This window comes from Ruegeria sp. H4 (assembly GCF_056533065.1).
This window is the reverse complement of record NZ_JBQFOC010000004.1, coordinates 132,736-148,531: the sequence shown is the minus strand read 5'-3', so window position 1 is coordinate 148,531 and position 15,796 is coordinate 132,736. Positions and strand designations below refer to the sequence as shown.

Below are 15,796 nucleotides of genomic sequence, written 5' to 3'. Positions count from 1 at the left end.
CAGTGATGGCCCACTCTCAGTCAATCAGCGACAAGCTGCTTGAACGCATCCTTTCCTCACTTTCCGATGACAAGGCCGAAGATGTCGTGCAGATCAATCTGCGTGGTAAGTCCTCGGTTGCGGATCACATGGTGATTGCTTCGGGTCGGTCGACCCGCCAGGTCGCGGCCATGGCGGAAAAGCTGACGGATCGCATCAAGCAGGAGTTTGGTTTCACCTCGAAGGTCGAAGGCAAGGATGCCGGCGACTGGGTGTTGATCGATACGGGCGACGTGATCGTCCATATCTTCCGCCCCGAAGTGCGTGAATTCTACCAGCTGGAAAAGATGTGGCTGCCTGCGGGCGGCAGCGCCTCAGCCAACTGAGGCGCCATCCTGGCCTGTATTGAAAGGCCGGAGCCGAGAGAGATATGCGTATCAGCATAGTTGCGGTCGGGCGATTGCGCGCTGGACCCGAGAAATCCCTGCTTGACGACTACCTGACCCGCTTCGACCGGACCGGCCGTGGCTTGGGCCTTGGTCCTGCGCGGGTGATCGAGGTTGAAGACAAGAAAAACGCAGGCATGGGCGCCGAGGCCGGGTTGCTGCGCAAGGCGCTGCCCAAAGGCGCTGTGATCTGTACGCTGGATGAGCGCGGACGGTTGATGTCCTCACCGGATTTCGCCCAAAAGCTGGGCAATTGGCGTGATGCTGGGCGGCAGGATCTGGCGCTGATTATCGGAGGAGCAGACGGTATAGACCCCTCGCTGCGGTCCGAGGCGGATTTTTCCATCTCATTCGGGTCCATGGTCTGGCCCCACATGCTGGTCCGTGTGATGTTGGCCGAGCAACTCTATCGGGCCGCAACCATTCTGTCTGGCGGCCCCTATCACCGGGTCTAAAACGGGTCTGACATGGCGCAGCTTCTGATTGTCTATCATTCACGCACTGGCGGTGCCCGGCAAATGGCTGAGGCGGCAGCTGAGGCGGGTGGGGATGAGGCAGACATCGTCTTGAAAACCGCAGATCAGGCCGGGCCCGAAGACTTGCTGGCCGCCGACGGCTACATTTTCTGCGCCCCCGAAAACCTCGCCGCTATTTCGGGCCTTATGAAAGAGTTCTTCGATCGCAGCTACTATCCAGTTCTGGGCCGGATCGAGGGTCGCCCCTACGCACAGATGATCTGCGCCGGGTCCGACGGAGAGAATGCCGCACGCCAAACCGCCCGCATCGCCACCGGCTGGCGGTTGAAAGAGGTACAGCCGCCGCTGATCCTGTGTACCCATGCGCAGACGCCCGAGGCGATACTGGCCGAGAAGGTCATCCCCGAAAATGAGTTGGATAAATGCCGCGAAATTGGCGCAGCGATGGCAGCAGGTCTAAGCCTAGGGGTGTTCTGACCCTCAGTTCAGGTCGATCACGGTGGTGTTGTCGCTCCACCCCCCGACATTGTCCCGAGCTTGGATCTGGACCTGGGTGGTGCCTTCTGGAATGGCAACTCCGCCAAGGGATCGGGTGAAGGGCTGTTCATCAACATGCGGGTGGTGCAACACGCGCATACCCAATTCGGTTCCGTCCATGTCCAAAACACGCCAGCCGTCTGCGTAATCGTCCCAGCCTGTGTCCGGGTGCCGGATGGTGACGTCGAATCGCCAGGTTTCACCGCTGCGCTGGGCGGTGACGTTTTCGATCACCGGAGCATCGGCAAAGGCAGGGGTGGCCAGCAGGGCGTAAAGAACAAGGTATCTCATGTGGTGATCTTACCTTGTCTTGCCCACCATGACGATCACGATCCGGTGTCGAGCAAAATCGTGCGCGATTGCGATGCAAATTCCCGCCGATAGAGCATGGCCATCGTGATCATCGTGCCCAGAATCAACGGGATTGGTCCCAATATCCAAGCCGCGGCGGCCAGGGCAAAATAGGTAGCACGTAGCGCGCGGTTGAAACTGCGCGCCGCGGTGACACAGATCTCGGCTGCCTGTGCGGCGCGTGGGTAAGCTGTGGGGTCGTCAGGCTCATTCGGGACTGCGGCCATCAGCACCGCGCAATAGCCGAACAGGCGATGTGCCCAGACGTATTTCAGGAATGCATTGGCCAGAAACAGAAGGATGATCAATATCTTGACCTCCCACACCAATGCAGGTGCTGTACCCAGTGCCAAATCCTCGGCCAGCCCGGCCAAACGTTGAGGATTGCCCAACAAGGCGAGCCCTCCGCCGATAGCGATCATAGTAGTCGAGGCAAAAAACGTGCTTCCCTGCCGCATCGTGCCAACCACTTGCGCATCGAACATGCGCGGCTGTCGGGTGACCATTTCCTTCATCCAATCCCGGCGATAGCCATCCATGATACGACTGACCGAGGGCTTCTGAGCGGAGGCGTTTTCAACCCGCCAACCGATCCAAAGCCAGGACCCCAGCAACAGCAGCAAAGCGGCATAGTCGAGCAGGGAAAAAGGAAGGGATTGAGCGATCCAGGACATGACTGCGACACTAAGTCGGAAGATCGAAACTTGCCAGATGCGGAAATTGGTAATATTATTTTACCAAATTGGAGGATCAGCCATGGAAATGCCCCAGCCAAATCCCGATGTACTTGCGCGAAAGCACCGCGTTCTGGCGCGGTTGCAGCAAGTTCTACCCGAGGATGCGGTGATCCACGACCCGGCAGAAACACGCGCCTATGAATGTGACGCGCTGACTGCGTATCGCTGCCCGCCCATGCTGGCGGTGCTGCCGTCGACGACACAAGAGGTTTCGGATGTTTTGCGTATCTGCCACGAGGAGGGCGTGCCCGTGGTTCCGCGCGGTGCAGGAACGTCGCTAGCTGGTGGTGCGCTGCCGACGGCGGATTGCGTGATTCTGGGTGTGGCGCGCATGAACGACGTGTTGGAGACCGACTATGACAACCGCTTTGTCCGCGTTCAGACCGGCCGCACCAATCTGAGCGTAACCGGAGCGGTTGAGGAAGAAGATTTCTTTTATGCGCCGGACCCTTCATCGCAGTTGGCTTGTGCAATTGCGGGGAACATCGCGATGAATTCGGGTGGGGCGCATTGTCTGAAATACGGCGTGACCACGAACAACCTGCTGGGTGTCAAGATGGTGATGATGGATGGACGCGTGGTCGAGATCGGCGGCGCGCATCTGGATTCCGGCGGGCTGGACTTGTTGGGGGTTATCTGCGGCTCGGAAGGGCAGTTGGGCGTGGTGACTGAGGCGACGCTGCGTATCCTGCGCAAGCCCGAAGGCGCGCGGCCTGTGCTGATGGGGTTCGATGACAATGAGGTGGCCGGTCAGTGCGTTTCGGACATCATAAAATCGGGCATCCTGCCGGTGGCGATAGAGTTCATGGACCGCCTGTGTATTCAGACCTGCGAGAACTTTGCCAATGCTGGATATCCCGATTGCGAAGCTTTGCTGATTGTCGAGGTTGAAGGCTCACAAAAGGAGATTGACGACCAACTGGCAAAAATCATCGAGATTGCCAACCGCCACAACCCTGTCGAGTTGCGTGAAAGCCAGTCACCCGAAGAAAGCGCCAAGATCTGGTTGGGTCGGAAGTCGGCCTTTGGCGCGATCGGGCAACTAAACGATTACATGTGCCTCGATGGTACGATTCCGGTGTCGTCTCTGCCCGAAGTGCTGCGGCGCATTGGTGAGTTGAGCAAGGACTACGGTCTGTCAGTCGGAAATGTGTTCCACGCGGGCGACGGGAACATGCACCCTCTGATCCTGTTTGACGCCAACAAACCCGGTGATCTGGAGAAATGCGAGGCCTTTGGTGCGGATATCCTGAAGCTGTGTGTCGATGTCGGCGGCTGCCTTACCGGAGAACATGGGGTGGGTATCGAAAAGCGGGATCTGATGTCGCATCAATATACGCCTGCAGACCTTGAGGCGCAGATGGCGGTGAAGGACGTGTTTGATCCGCAATGGCTGCTGAATCCGGCCAAGGTGTTTCCGCTGGATGTGTCCGAAGCCCGCCGCGTGGCGCAGATGGCGGCGGAATAGGACGCTCTGCCCCCGTCGCGCTCTGCGCGCCTCCCCCGAGGTATTTTTGAACAGAAGAAGTGACATGAGACCTGAGACAGAGATGGAACTGGCCGATATTGTGGCCGGGTTGAACGAGCCGGTGCGTATTCAGGGCGGAGGAACGCGCGGCGTGTTTGGGCCTGAACCGGTTTTGAGTACGGCGGGGTTGAATGGAATTTCGCTCTATGAGCCGGGCGCGCTGACTTTGGTGGCGCAGGCCGGGACACCGGTGGCAGAGGTCGAAGCAGCACTTGCGGCAGAAGGACAGCAACTGGCGTTTGAGCCTGCGGACTATCGTGCATTGCTGGGCAGTGCGGGCGAGCCGACGATTGGTGGCGTTGTGGCTGCCAATATCTCGGGCCCGCGGCGGATACAGGCCGGGGCGTGCCGGGATTTTCTGCTGGGTGTGCGGTATGTCGACGGGCGGGGGCAAGTCATCAAAAACGGCGGGCGAGTGATGAAGAATGTCACCGGCTATGATTTGGTCAAGCTGATGGCCGGGTCATGGGGCACGTTGGGAGTGCTGAGCGAGGTGTCTCTGAAAGTGCTGCCAAAGCCAGAGGCTGTGGCAGTATTGGGCATGCCAGTCACGCAGGTGTCCGCCGCAGTTCAGATGCTGTCGGCCGCGTTGAAATCCCCGTTTGAGGTGAGCGGTGCCGCTTATGATCCCGAATTGGGTCAGGCTCTGTTGCGGATCGAAGGGTTTGCCGACTCGGTCGCGTATCGGATCGATCAGTTGCAACGTGAGCTTTCCGTGTATGGCGAGGCTGCCCAGATCGAAGGGCCAGAGGAAACATGGCGCGCGATCCGGGATGTGGGCAGGTTTGCCGACAAAGAAGGTGATGTTTGGCGCATTTCCATAAAACCCTCGGATGCGGCAGAAGTTGCGGCGCGGTTGGAAGCCAAAAACCTGCTGCTGGATTGGGGTGGCGGGCTTGTTTGGGCGCTTGTGGATGCGGGAACAGATATTCGCGCGCGACTGGGTGAATTCGATGGCCACGCCACGCTTGTTCGCGCAGCGCCAGAAACAATTCAAACACTTGGTCGGTTTCAGCCCGAGTCCGAACCGCTGGCAGGCTTAACACGGGACTTGCGGCGGAAGTTCGATCCGAAAGGCCTTTTTAATCAGGGGCTTATGGGGTAATCCGATGCAAACGACATTCACCGAAGACCAGCTGAAAGACCCGGGAACCCGGCGCGCGAATGAGATTCTGCGCAACTGTGTTCATTGCGGGTTTTGCACAGCAACGTGCCCAACCTATCAGGTTCTGGGGGATGAGCTGGATAGCCCGCGAGGCCGGATTTATCTGATCAAGGATATGCTCGAGAACGAGCGTGTGCCGGATGAAAAGACGGTGAAACATATTGATCGGTGCCTGTCGTGTCTGGCCTGTATGACGACTTGTCCGTCAGGCGTGCACTATATGCATCTGGTCGATCACGCGCGGGAATACATCGAAAACAACTACAAACGCCCCCTCTCTGATCGTATCTTGCGCTGGGTTCTGGCGCAGATTCTGCCCTATCCGATGCGGTTTCGCTGGGCGCTGATCGGGGCCAAGCTGGGGCGGCCTTTTCGGTCGCTGATGCCGGATGCGCGATTGCGGGCAATGTTGGATATGGCACCCAAGTACATTCCTCCGGTCAGTCGGAATGATGATCCTCAAAGCTTTGCACCCAAAGCGCTGCGCAAGAAACGCGTCGCGTTGATGACAGGCTGTGCGCAAAAGGCGCTGAACACCGATATCAATGATGCCACAATCCGGCTGTTGACCCGATTGGGATGCGAGGTTGTCGTGGCCGAAGGCGCGGGGTGTTGTGGCGCTCTGACCCACCACATGGGTAAAAGCCGCGACAGCCACGCCGCCGCCGCCGCAAACATCCGCGCCTGGACGCAGGAGATGAATGGGGATGGCCTGGATGCGATTGTGATCAACACCTCCGGCTGCGGCACGACCGTCAAAGATTACGGGCATATGTTCCGCAATGAGGATCTGGCAGAGGATGCAGCGCGAGTCTCAGGCATGACTATGGATATCAGCGAGTTGCTGATGCAGCTGGATATGCCCGAACAGGGTGATCAAGGCCTGACGGTTGCGTATCACGCGGCGTGTTCTTTGCAGCATGGGCAAAAGATCAAGACCTACCCCAAGGACCTGTTGAAACGCGCGGGTTTCAAGGTGGTCGAACCATCGGACAGCCATCTGTGCTGCGGCAGTGCCGGGACGTATAACCTGATGCAGCCCGAAATCTCTGCCAAGCTGAAAGACCGCAAGGTCAGAACATTGGAAGCCAAAAAACCTGATATCATCGCTGCAGGGAATATCGGGTGTATGATGCAGATTGGCTCGGCTACCGAGGTGCCGATTGTGCACACCGTCGAATTGTTGGATTGGGTCACAGGCGGGCCGAAACCACGGGCGTTGAGCACTGGGTATATGGCGTCCGATGTGCCAGTCTTGCGCTGAACCGGCGTGATGCACCGCCGCATCACGACCTGCAAATTCCCTGACCGCCCTATTTTCGCCGTACCCGCCCCGTACGACAGTTGGCCGGGGGAATCGGGCGGAGTACCGCGTGCGAAACTGGATAAAAGCAATCGCGCTCTGTGTGCTGCCTATAGCGGCCACCGCGCAGGATAGCGGGCTGAAAAGCCTTGATACATCGGATTCCGGGCGGGATTGGATGGCTGTCGGGCGTCTGGACATCAAAGGTGTTGGGTTTTGCACCGGCACTCTGGTTGCACCAGATCTCGTGCTGACTGCCGCACATTGCATGTACAACAAATCCACGGGCCAACTTATCGATCCGGCGGATATGGAATTTCTCGCTGGCTGGCGCTTAGGTAGAGCGCTGGCCTATCGCGATGTGCGCCGCGTGGCGATTCATCCCGATTATAGTTTCCAAGCAAAGATATCCCAAAATAGCTTCGGTTGTGATGTTGCCTTGGTTGAGCTGTGGCAGCCTATCAGAAACATATCAGTATCTCCTTTTGAGATCGGTGCCGCGCCAAAGCGGGGCCAAAAGGTAGGTGTGGTCTCATATGCGCAAAACCGGGCCGAGGCTCCTTCGCTGCAACAGGTGTGCTCGGTCGTGAACCGGCAATCGGATGTTGTGGTGATGTCCTGCGATGTGAATTTCGGATCATCGGGGGCGCCGGTGTTTCTGTTTTCTGAACCAGAACCGCAGGTTGTCTCGGTTATCTCTGCAAAGGCCAGCATGAATGGGGAAAGTGTGGCAATCGGTACGACTGTCGAAACGGCGTTCGAGTTGCTGCGGGCTGAACTTGAGGCCGGGCGTGGGATCGATTCATCTGCTTTGAACGGCAGTGGCGGCAAAAATGTCGGAGCGAGGTTTATCAAGCCATGATCAAGACGATATTCACGGCTCTTTTCAGTCTCGCCCTTTTGACAACAACAGCCGAGGCGCAGGCCAACAAACGCAAACTGACGGATCGTGAAGACCTGTACGGGTGGGAGGCGATCGGGCGGCTCGACGTTGGCACGCAGTCGTTTTGCACAGGGACGCTGATCACGCAGGATCTGGTTTTGACGGCGGCGCATTGTGCTTTGGACAGGGCAACCGGCAAGCCATATGTGCCCGGTGAAGTCACGTTTCGCGCTGGGCTGAGCAATGGCACCGCGCTGGCTGAACGCGAAGTGGTGCAAATCGTGCCCCACCCTGGCTATGACCCGGGCGCAGCTTTGTCGGTTGAGAATATTCGCGATGACGTTGCATTGATGCGGCTGGAAGAACCGATCCCCTATTCGGTTGCTGACCCATTTGCCCTGCATGATGGGCGGGTACCGAATGGTGAAATCAGCATTGCATCCTATGGCCGCGGACGGGCCGAGGCGATCACACGCGAACGGTCCTGCAGCATTCTGCAACGGCGTCTGGGGCTAATCACCTTCAACTGCGATATCACTTTTGGTTCGTCCGGTTCGGCGATCCTGGCCAAGAACGGCGCGCGTTGGCAGATTCTGTCGGTCGTATCGGCAGTCAGCGTGCGCGGTGGCGAGAAGATAGGGTTTGGGATGGAACTAAAAAATGTCGTCTCTGAGTTAAAGGCGATCATGCGCAGCAATGCGCCCAAACCCAAAGCCTCGATCCGTCGTTTGCAGGTTGGGTCCGACAAATCCAGCTCGGGCGCGAAATTCATCAGCTCTGGCGGGGGTTGAACTCAGTCAAATTGCTACCCATGTGAATTGTACCGGATCGCCACAGATGGGGTTCGGTATCTCTAATCGCCCGTCCAATTGGAGGGCTGAATTCGTAAATCGCTCAAGGATGAGGATACGACACATGCGTACTTTTGATTTTGCACCGCTGCACCGCGCCACTATTGGGTTTGACCAGATCGCAGACATGATGGACCGCGTTCTGACCAATGACGTCGCACAGCCCAGCTACCCCCCATACAACATCGAAAAAACCGATGCCGACACCTACCGGATTTCCGTGGCCGTCGCCGGTTTTTCCGAGGATGACCTGTCTGTCGAAGTGAAGGAAAATTCACTTGTCGTGGCAGGGAAGAAAGCCGCCGAGGACAAAGAGCGCAGCTATCTGCACCGCGGCATCGCCACCCGCGCGTTTGAGCGTCGCTTTGCGCTGGCAGACCATGTCCGCGTCACCGGCGCGAGCCATGAAAACGGCATGCTGAATATCGATCTGAAACGCGAAGTACCCGAGGCGCTGAAACCGCGCCGGATCGAGATTTCATCGTCCAAGGCAATCGAAAAAGATGTGGTTGACGCGAAGGCGGTCAACTAACACCTGAAAGTTCTGCGACAGTCGCCTCCTCCCAGACTGTCGCAACACACGCCCCGCGTTCCTCCAGACGCGGGGCGTTGTTTTTTCGGATCGGGATATTCGCAACGTGGGCGTTATTATCGTCTGTGGTTGAAGATCGAAGGATGCCAGTGGGGTCCATGCGCTGATATCAAAAATCCACGACTGGCGGCTTCGCTGCGGCGCTTGCTCGGATGACCGCAACGCTGAAAGCAACCCAGCCGCGATCCGGTGGGCTGGTCAAAAATACCGGGCAGCATGATGTTTTCTCGCAAAACCTTGACGTGCCAACGCAATAACTCTGCACAACAGATCGACATATTGAATGCATGCAGAGCGTATCAAATTCGCTTCACTGAAAGGAGCCAAGAGATGAAAAAGGTAATGATTACATCCGCCACCGTGTTCGCGCTTTTTGTAAGTGCGGGAGTATCTGTGGCGAGCCCATTGAGCGGCAATGGCCACCAAACCAGTGAATTGGATGGCTCTGGCTTTTTTGTGAACTCAGAGTATTCGCACGCGGATGATTGCGACTCGTGCACTGATGCCTGGTCATAGATGTGCCAAAGCGTTAACAGCGGGCGCCCGGCTGGACCTTGACAGGCACTCTAGCCCGCTCGAACGCTGCCCGGAGATTGGCCAGTCCAAGCCTTATAGGCATTGGTAAACGCAGCCTGATCAGAGTAGCCGAGCGCAAATGCAATTTCAGAAAGACTCAGCTTGGGGTCATCAAGATATTGTTCGGCCAGTCTTTTGCGAATATCCTTGAGAAGCTGCTTGTAGGTCGTGTCTTCTTTGGCAAGTTTGCGCCCAAGTGTGCTGACACTCATCCCAAGCGTCTTGGCGATTTCATCTTGTGTTGGCGCGCTAAATGACAGTCGCGACGTAATTTCACCCTGAACCAACGAGCTTGTTTCTCCGATGGCTGGCGGCAAATCCTTCATCAGGCTTTGTACATGCGTTTCAAGATGCAAAAGCAACGCAGGATCTGTGTCCTTGATCGGAATGTCTATTACTGCCTTATCAAATAGTATACCTGGAACCCTTTGATTATGTTTGACATTGACAGAGAGTGCGTCGGAGATCTGAGTTTTCTTTTCTGTGGTTAATTCGTGCGGAAAACGTAACTCGAGCACTGGTAGCGGTGTCTCCGCAGCAATCTGAAGACTGGTTAGCAGGGCGGAAATTCGAAATTCATTGTGCGCCCCATCAGCATGCATAAGCTGTGCTTCGGAATCTATCTGCAAGAACATGCCAAGCTCTTCTTCATAGAATGACAGTTTGGCGAAGCTCCGCGCCAAACGGGCGTAGTTTGCCGCCTTCTCGATTGCCTCACCAACGGTTGGGGAATTCAGAACGACATAGCTGAGAAGTGTTGTTTTTCGCGGGTTGAACGTCATCCCCGCAGAGATTGCAAACATGGGGTCGCTGCATTCTTCGATGGCAAGTTCCAACAGACGCAGCTCATTCCGCACATCAACAGAATTCGGAGGAGTTTCATGCGCATCTACGGGAAGATTGGCCGATCTCAGAAGCGCAGCGATATCTGAACCACGATTGTCTAGCAGTTTGGCTATGTGATGCACGCCAAAACCGGGAACACTCCAAGTCTGACTATCAGGCGTCATGTTGTTTTCTTTCATGTTGGTATGCCGTCTGAAACCCAGGAACAGGACCAAGCCGGGCCTTTTTCTATTGAATACAATAATAAGCGATGCGCAAAGGCCATGCCAGGCAATCGTTTACTTGCTGTCAGAGACAGAAAATTGAAGCACCGCGTCACGCAGTTGAACAACAGCTTGGCAATTTGACGGAAATTACCAAAAAACTGAGCTCCCCTCACAATAACAAAAGCTGTCTTGTTCTTAGGTTGGAGATGTAACCGCAAGGTAAGGAGGAAAAAATGGAACACTTCAACGCAATTAAGAAACTCATTGTCGCGCCAGCATTGGTAATCGCTCTGACCGCAGGATCTGCCATGGCGAGACCGGGTCATCACTCTGGTGGTCATGTTCATCATGGCGCTCAGATCAGCCAGTCGGAAGCGGCCCGGGACACGGCAGGCCAAGGCGCGGATACGACTACAACTGTCGTTGGGAAAGTCGTGAACCTCATTGCCAATCTCTCTCCGCTAGATGCGACGCAAGAAATGGGCACCCCGCAGGAGTTCCAGGCTGTTCCCGGCAAAGGTGTCGCTCCGAACACTGATCTTTCTCAGCCTGAGGCCACGCAGAGTTCGGAAAGTCCAGTTTTCGACAAGGTTGAGAAATCGTCTGTGTCACAGAAGGCCAGCGGTGACTATTATCTGGATGGTGAAGCACATTTTCAATCTGCTCACATGGTTAGTGATACCGGACCTATTGATGCCAACGCGCGTGTTGGGACTGTGGATGGATCCATCGAACAGAACGCTGAACAAAAGGTTCAAGACATGTCTGGAGGTCAGTACATTGATGCGTTTGGAAAAGCCGTAGGGGGCGTACTTAAATTCAAGCAATGGCAAGATAATCCCACCAAACCCCCAATCGGACGTAAAACTGCCGATGCAGCAACGTTTTAAGCTGCTCGAACTGGGATAGGTCATAGCGACAAAGCGCTCTATCTCTTTCGAACCTCCAAGGCGCCTAAACAACGCAGTCCAACGCAATTAGATGTCCAAATCCAAGGTGGCTGGGTCATTGGTTGACCCAGCTATCTAAGGTTATTTGAGAGAGAGACCCAAAAAGCGATACATTGCCGCGCACGACTAGGATCAAGCCGCACTGGCGTTGCCCAGCGTTCGGCGAACTGGACCCGGACACCGCCCGGGCATCCAGAAGGATATTTGGAAGGTTTTGCAAACATTTATGGCGATGCAGCAAAGCTTATCCGGGGAGGAAAGCTCGACGTTTCATTACCCTGAATAAACGACGGAATACATGGTCTTCGATTTATCGACGCTTGCGTCGAGTCAAATCAGCGAAACACGAGCTGGGTAAGTCTTGCCACTTAGTAGCCTACGCTATCGGCGCCCCATTATCGATTCAATCATCAGCTGTTCTACGCACTAAGCCGACGCCATGCATAAACTGACCCCGCACAGTTTGGTGCGGGGTCCTTCAACATTTTGAAAGCAAGTCAATTCCCAGCCGAAACCGACCCGATCGACCAGAACATCGTCTCGCCCGAGGCATCGTCGACGCCGTCATTGTCGGTCATCACGAACGCTTCGCCCGAGGGCAGGATGGCAAGACCTTCGATTTTATCCAGAACGTAGCCGCCGGTTGATGTCAGGTCGGGCAGCAGGTCGCGGACCTCTTGCTTGCTGACAACAGGCAGTTCACTGCCCAGCGGGGCTGGGGTCATTTCCGACAGCGGGATGCGATAGACCTTTTTGGTCACGGCGCGGTGGTCATGCTGGTTGTCGCGTTCGATGACATAGACATGATCGCCATAGGCCACGATTTCCGACAGACCAACCCAGCCTGTTTCCGGGTCTGCCTTGGGATAGTGCACGGCGCCCCATTCCTGGGACTCCAGATTGTAAGCGACCAGTTTAACGTGGTTTTCAGGGTCGTCCTTCCACTCGCGCTGAACCGCCATCCACAGGGTGTCGCCCACCTTTGTGATGCCCTCGAAGCCAAAGCGCTTTTGGACGGCCATCAGTTCCGGCGGCAGACCGATTTCGCCCTTGCGGTCTTTGATCAGCCCGTCTGCCGAGACATGGTAGATCGCATGCGGGATCACGCGGTCGGTGCGGCCTTCGGAGGCGACATAGAAACCGCCCTTGCCATCCAGAGTGATGCCTTCCAGGTCCAGTTTCTGCGCTGGGTTGCCGTCCTGACGGTGGATGCGGATCACATCGACAATGCGCGCCGGGGTCTGGCTGGGGTCGATCTTGAAGATCGACGGCTGGAAGCCGTAGAAGCTGTCGTTGACCGCATAGATCATGCCGTCTTCATCCGCCACCAGACCGGACAGAGCTCCCCAACCAATCAGCTCATCTGTGCCTTCCGAGGTCAGATGCGGATAGTTCGCGGGGCTGTCTTGGTATTCAAAGATCGACACATGCGCGCGCGGGCCGCCATCTTCGATCAGGTCTTTTTCGTTTGCCGAGACCAGCAGGTTGCGCTCGGGGATGGCAACATAACCTTCCGGCCCAACGCCTGAGGGCAGCAACTGTTTCAGAACCGGGTTGGCCGGATCGGTAGCGTCATAAACCCCCACGACCGAAGCGCGCTCGGCGCCCACAAAGATCATCGGCGTACCGCCGAAGGTCGCTGCTGTCACGCTTTCTGGCTCAACACCTTTGCTATCCGAGCGTTTGTCGGGGTAGTGGCCGATCTGGATGATGGCTTTCTCGAAATCGGTGCCGTTCTCATAAACAACGGTGCCGTCCTTATGGAAGATCGTCCAGCCGCGCGAACCGCCCTCGTAGTCGCCTTCGTTGGCGGTGGCGAAATGATTATCGTCGATCCATTTCACTGCGTCGGGTTCGCGCAGGCGACCGGGCTGGCTTTCGGTGAAGATCAGCGCGCCGCGTTCGTCGGTGGCGTCGATGCCCTCTAGATCAACCGCGCCTGCCGAGAAATGGCTGATCACATTGCCATCCTTATCGACAACCGCGATGTGGTTGTTTTCCTGCAGGGTGATGACAGTTTCACCAAGGCCGTTTATGTCGACAAACTCGGGCTCTGGGTCGGTGGGGGCAACCTCGGCCAGACCGGTCAGCGAGGCCATTTTCATGCCCGAACAGTCCAACGCGCCGTCTTTCAGTGGCACCAGTGCCAGCGAACCGGCGGGCAGCTGCGGGATAACACCGTCGTTCAAGTCTTCGTCACGCTCATTCTCGATTGCCACGGCGACAAAGCTGGCATCAGGCGAAATGGCGACACTGTCGGGTTGACCGCCCAGATCACAGGCGCCGGTTTCCACCTTGCCCGCTATATCGACCGAGATCAGCTTGCCCGAAGGGGCGGTGTAGTTTTCCGACGTGTTCACGCCCACAAAGGCCGTTGTACCAACAATCCCGACCGAGGTCGGCTCGCCACCCACCTCCATCGCGCCCAGCGGTGTGGGCTTTGCCGGGTCGGTGATATCGACCATACCGATCACGCCTAGCGGGCTGTCGGTATAAACCAGCGTCATCCCATCTGCGGTGGCCGCAATGATCTCGGGCGAGGTTTCGCGGGTGGTATCCGCGCCTTCGGCCATGTTCTTGACGACCGGGAAAGATGCAATTCGGTTGAAATTCATTTCTGCCATGGCCTGACCGGCGGTCAGGGCAAGGGCAGATGTCAGGCAGACAAAGCGCAATGACATCGGTAGGTATCCCCTCTCACTTGGATGAAAAGGGGATGACCTTAGGTCATTGCAGGGATGTGACGGTTTGTTTGCAGTTTTGTGACAAACCAACTGGCTCCGGCGCGGTGCGCCGGAGCCAGATCAGATCAGACCGACAGGCAGACGTATTTCATTTCCAGATAGTCTTCCATGCCGTGATGGCTGCCTTCGCGGCCCAAGCCGGATTGTTTGACGCCGCCGAACGGCCCCAGCTCGGTCGAGATGATGCCGGTGTTCACGCCCACGATGCCGTACTCCAGCGCCTCTGCCACTTTGTAGACGCGGCTCAGGTCCTTGGCATAGAAATACGAGGCCAGACCAAAGATCGTGTCATTGGCCATGGCGATGACGTCATCTTCATCCTCGAACTTGAACAGCGGGGCCAGTGGGCCAAAGGTTTCGTCCTGCGCCACCATCATGTCCTGAGTCACGCCGGTCACAATGGTCGGCTGGAAGAACGTGCCACCCAGATCATGGGGCAAACCGCCGGTCAAAACTGCGCCGCCCTTGTCGGTGACATCCTTGATATGCTCTTCAACCTTGGCGACGGCTTCGGCGTTAATCAGCGGACCAGTTGTTGTGCCGTCTGCCAGGCCATCGCCAACCTTCAGCGCTTCGGTGGCCGCCTTCAGCTTGGCTGCGAATTCGTCGTAAACACCGGCCTGCACATAGATGCGGTTGGCACAAACGCAGGTCTGGCCGTTGTTGCGGAATTTGCACATCATCGCGCCTTCGACAGCGGCATCCAGATCGGCATCGTCGAACACGATAAACGGCGCATTACCACCCAGTTCCATCGAGCATTTCATCACCTGATCTGCCGCTTGCCTTAGCAGGATGCGCCCCACTTCGGTCGAGCCGGTAAAGGTCAGCTTGCGCACGCCGGGGTTTTCGCAGAACTCCTTACCGACCTCGCTGGCGCTGGAGGATGGCACGACATTGAACACGCCTGCCGGTATGCCGGCCTGTTCGGCCAGCAATGCCAGAACCAACGCCGATAGGGGCGTTTCCGCCGCCGGACGCGCGACAAATGCGCAACCTGCAGCCAAAGCTGGGCCTGCCTTGCGGGTGATCATTGCATTCGGGAAGTTCCAAGGCGTGATCGACGCAGCCACACCAATGGGCTGTTTCAGCACCATGATCCGCTTGTCGCGCTGATGGCCTGGAATGGTCTCACCATAGACCCGCTTGGCTTCTTCGCCGAAAAACTCGATGAAAGACGCGCCATATGCGATCTCACCGACGGCCTCAGCCAGCGGCTTGCCCTGTTCGGCGGTCAAGATCTTGCCCAGATCCTCGGCGTTTGCCATCATCAGATCGAACCAGCGTCGCAGGATCACGGCGCGTTCCTTGCCGGTCAGCTTGGCCCATTCCTTTTGCGCGGCCTCCGCCTGCGCAATCGCCCCGGCAACCTGAGCGCGGCTAACATCTGCAACCTCAGCGACCACATCGCCGCGCGCAGGGTTGGTGACGGCAAAGGTGCCATCGTCCCCATCGATCCATTGCCCGCCGATATAGGCCTTGGTCACCAACAGGTCAGGGTTTTTCAGAATGGATTTCAGATCGGTTGTTGCGTCCAGCATGGGTCAGCCTCCGGCAGTTCTAGTGTTGCGCGCACTCAATCAGGTGAGGTTAGGATTGTCTATGTCCACTATAGCCATCGGATCA

General features: G+C 56.9%; 15 protein-coding genes. 10 read left to right on the top strand and 5 right to left on the bottom strand.

Going from position 1 to position 15,796, the window contains the following annotated elements; translation table 11 throughout:
* Positions 1-5 precede the first annotated feature (5 nt).
* Genes rsfS through ACR0KG_RS18890 form a run of 3 tightly spaced genes read left to right on the top strand, consistent with a single transcriptional unit; the run spans position 6 to position 1,378 of the window.
* Positions 6-365 carry a ribosome silencing factor gene (gene rsfS / locus ACR0KG_RS18900; protein WP_480828136.1) on the top strand — a complete coding sequence of 120 codons (360 nt, stop codon included), beginning with the start codon at positions 6-8 and terminating at the stop codon, positions 363-365.
* Between the two features lie 44 nt (positions 366-409).
* Entirely contained in the window at positions 410-880 is a 471-nt protein-coding gene (gene rlmH, locus ACR0KG_RS18895; protein WP_480551421.1) for a 23S rRNA (pseudouridine(1915)-N(3))-methyltransferase RlmH, read from the top strand.
* A 12-nt stretch (positions 881-892) separates the two neighbouring features.
* Complete coding sequence (locus ACR0KG_RS18890; RefSeq protein ID WP_480551423.1) at positions 893-1,378, top strand: flavodoxin family protein; 486 nt, start codon at positions 893-895, stop codon at positions 1,376-1,378.
* A gap of 3 nt (positions 1,379-1,381) precedes the next feature.
* Here ACR0KG_RS18890 and ACR0KG_RS18885 read toward each other — a convergent pair whose 3' ends face one another.
* Both ACR0KG_RS18885 and ACR0KG_RS18880 read right to left on the bottom strand, forming a co-directional pair.
* Positions 1,382-1,729, bottom strand: coding sequence for a hypothetical protein (locus ACR0KG_RS18885; RefSeq protein WP_480828135.1), 348 nt, complete (start codon positions 1,727-1,729; stop codon positions 1,382-1,384).
* A gap of 35 nt (positions 1,730-1,764) precedes the next feature.
* Positions 1,765-2,463 (bottom strand): DUF599 domain-containing protein, encoded by a 699-nt coding sequence (locus ACR0KG_RS18880; RefSeq protein WP_480828134.1) that lies wholly within the window; start codon positions 2,461-2,463, stop codon positions 1,765-1,767.
* An 82-nt stretch (positions 2,464-2,545) separates the two neighbouring features.
* Between ACR0KG_RS18880 and ACR0KG_RS18875 the strand changes: the two genes are divergently transcribed.
* From ACR0KG_RS18875 to ACR0KG_RS18850, 6 genes are all read left to right on the top strand, one after another.
* Positions 2,546-3,994, top strand: coding sequence for an FAD-linked oxidase C-terminal domain-containing protein (locus ACR0KG_RS18875; RefSeq protein ID WP_480828133.1), 1,449 nt, complete (start codon positions 2,546-2,548; stop codon positions 3,992-3,994).
* Positions 3,995-4,058: 64 nt separating this feature from the next.
* Positions 4,059-5,159, top strand: a complete 1,101-nt coding sequence (locus ACR0KG_RS18870) for an FAD-binding protein (protein ID WP_480545228.1) — start codon at positions 4,059-4,061, stop codon at positions 5,157-5,159.
* Between the two features lie 4 nt (positions 5,160-5,163).
* Positions 5,164-6,483: a glycolate oxidase subunit GlcF gene (gene glcF, locus ACR0KG_RS18865; protein WP_480551430.1), complete on the top strand. Its 1,320-nt coding sequence runs from the start codon at positions 5,164-5,166 to the stop codon at positions 6,481-6,483.
* A gap of 109 nt (positions 6,484-6,592) precedes the next feature.
* On the top strand, positions 6,593-7,384 hold the full coding sequence (locus tag ACR0KG_RS18860; protein WP_480551432.1) for a trypsin-like serine peptidase: 792 nt from the start codon (positions 6,593-6,595) through the stop codon (positions 7,382-7,384).
* Positions 7,381-8,196 carry a trypsin-like serine peptidase gene (locus tag ACR0KG_RS18855; protein ID WP_480551434.1) on the top strand — a complete coding sequence of 272 codons (816 nt, stop codon included), beginning with the start codon at positions 7,381-7,383 and terminating at the stop codon, positions 8,194-8,196. The genes ACR0KG_RS18860 and ACR0KG_RS18855 overlap by 4 nt, the downstream gene beginning before the upstream one ends.
* Positions 8,197-8,320: 124 nt before the next feature.
* Positions 8,321-8,788 carry an Hsp20 family protein gene (locus ACR0KG_RS18850; protein WP_480545224.1) on the top strand — a complete coding sequence of 156 codons (468 nt, stop codon included), beginning with the start codon at positions 8,321-8,323 and terminating at the stop codon, positions 8,786-8,788.
* Positions 8,789-9,414: 626 nt separating this feature from the next.
* Here ACR0KG_RS18850 and ACR0KG_RS18845 read toward each other — a convergent pair.
* Positions 9,415-10,449 (bottom strand): AraC family transcriptional regulator, encoded by a 1,035-nt coding sequence (locus tag ACR0KG_RS18845; protein ID WP_480828132.1) that lies wholly within the window; start codon positions 10,447-10,449, stop codon positions 9,415-9,417.
* Positions 10,450-10,709: 260 nt separating this feature from the next.
* Here ACR0KG_RS18845 and ACR0KG_RS18840 point away from each other — a divergent pair, with 260 nt between their 5' ends.
* Positions 10,710-11,366, top strand: a complete 657-nt coding sequence (locus ACR0KG_RS18840; protein ID WP_480828131.1) for a hypothetical protein — start codon at positions 10,710-10,712, stop codon at positions 11,364-11,366.
* Between the two features lie 557 nt (positions 11,367-11,923).
* Here the strand turns inward: ACR0KG_RS18840 and ACR0KG_RS18835 are convergent.
* Complete coding sequence (locus ACR0KG_RS18835; protein WP_480828130.1) at positions 11,924-14,107, bottom strand: esterase-like activity of phytase family protein; 2,184 nt, start codon at positions 14,105-14,107, stop codon at positions 11,924-11,926.
* A 128-nt stretch (positions 14,108-14,235) separates the two neighbouring features.
* Positions 14,236-15,711 (bottom strand): NAD-dependent succinate-semialdehyde dehydrogenase, encoded by a 1,476-nt coding sequence (locus ACR0KG_RS18830; protein ID WP_480828129.1) that lies wholly within the window; start codon positions 15,709-15,711, stop codon positions 14,236-14,238.
* Positions 15,712-15,796: the final 85 nt, after the last annotated feature.

What these genes read in the sequence shown, in the direction of transcription:
- rsfS (WP_480828136.1), top strand. Translation starts at nt 6, where the DNA reads ATGGCCCACTCTCAGTCAATCAGCGACAAGCTGCTTGAACGCATCCTT.
- rlmH (WP_480551421.1), top strand. Translation starts at nt 410, where the DNA reads ATGCGTATCAGCATAGTTGCGGTCGGGCGATTGCGCGCTGGACCCGAG.
- ACR0KG_RS18890 (WP_480551423.1), top strand. Translation starts at nt 893, where the DNA reads ATGGCGCAGCTTCTGATTGTCTATCATTCACGCACTGGCGGTGCCCGG.
- ACR0KG_RS18885 (WP_480828135.1), bottom strand. Translation starts at nt 1,729, where the DNA reads ATGAGATACCTTGTTCTTTACGCCCTGCTGGCCACCCCTGCCTTTGCC.
- ACR0KG_RS18880 (WP_480828134.1), bottom strand. Translation starts at nt 2,463, where the DNA reads ATGTCCTGGATCGCTCAATCCCTTCCTTTTTCCCTGCTCGACTATGCC.
- ACR0KG_RS18875 (WP_480828133.1), top strand. Translation starts at nt 2,546, where the DNA reads ATGGAAATGCCCCAGCCAAATCCCGATGTACTTGCGCGAAAGCACCGC.
- ACR0KG_RS18870 (WP_480545228.1), top strand. Translation starts at nt 4,059, where the DNA reads ATGAGACCTGAGACAGAGATGGAACTGGCCGATATTGTGGCCGGGTTG.
- glcF (WP_480551430.1), top strand. Translation starts at nt 5,164, where the DNA reads ATGCAAACGACATTCACCGAAGACCAGCTGAAAGACCCGGGAACCCGG.
- ACR0KG_RS18855 (WP_480551434.1), top strand. Translation starts at nt 7,381, where the DNA reads ATGATCAAGACGATATTCACGGCTCTTTTCAGTCTCGCCCTTTTGACA.
- ACR0KG_RS18850 (WP_480545224.1), top strand. Translation starts at nt 8,321, where the DNA reads ATGCGTACTTTTGATTTTGCACCGCTGCACCGCGCCACTATTGGGTTT.
- ACR0KG_RS18845 (WP_480828132.1), bottom strand. Translation starts at nt 10,449, where the DNA reads ATGAAAGAAAACAACATGACGCCTGATAGTCAGACTTGGAGTGTTCCC.
- ACR0KG_RS18840 (WP_480828131.1), top strand. Translation starts at nt 10,710, where the DNA reads ATGGAACACTTCAACGCAATTAAGAAACTCATTGTCGCGCCAGCATTG.
- ACR0KG_RS18835 (WP_480828130.1), bottom strand. Translation starts at nt 14,107, where the DNA reads ATGTCATTGCGCTTTGTCTGCCTGACATCTGCCCTTGCCCTGACCGCC.
- ACR0KG_RS18830 (WP_480828129.1), bottom strand. Translation starts at nt 15,711, where the DNA reads ATGCTGGACGCAACAACCGATCTGAAATCCATTCTGAAAAACCCTGAC.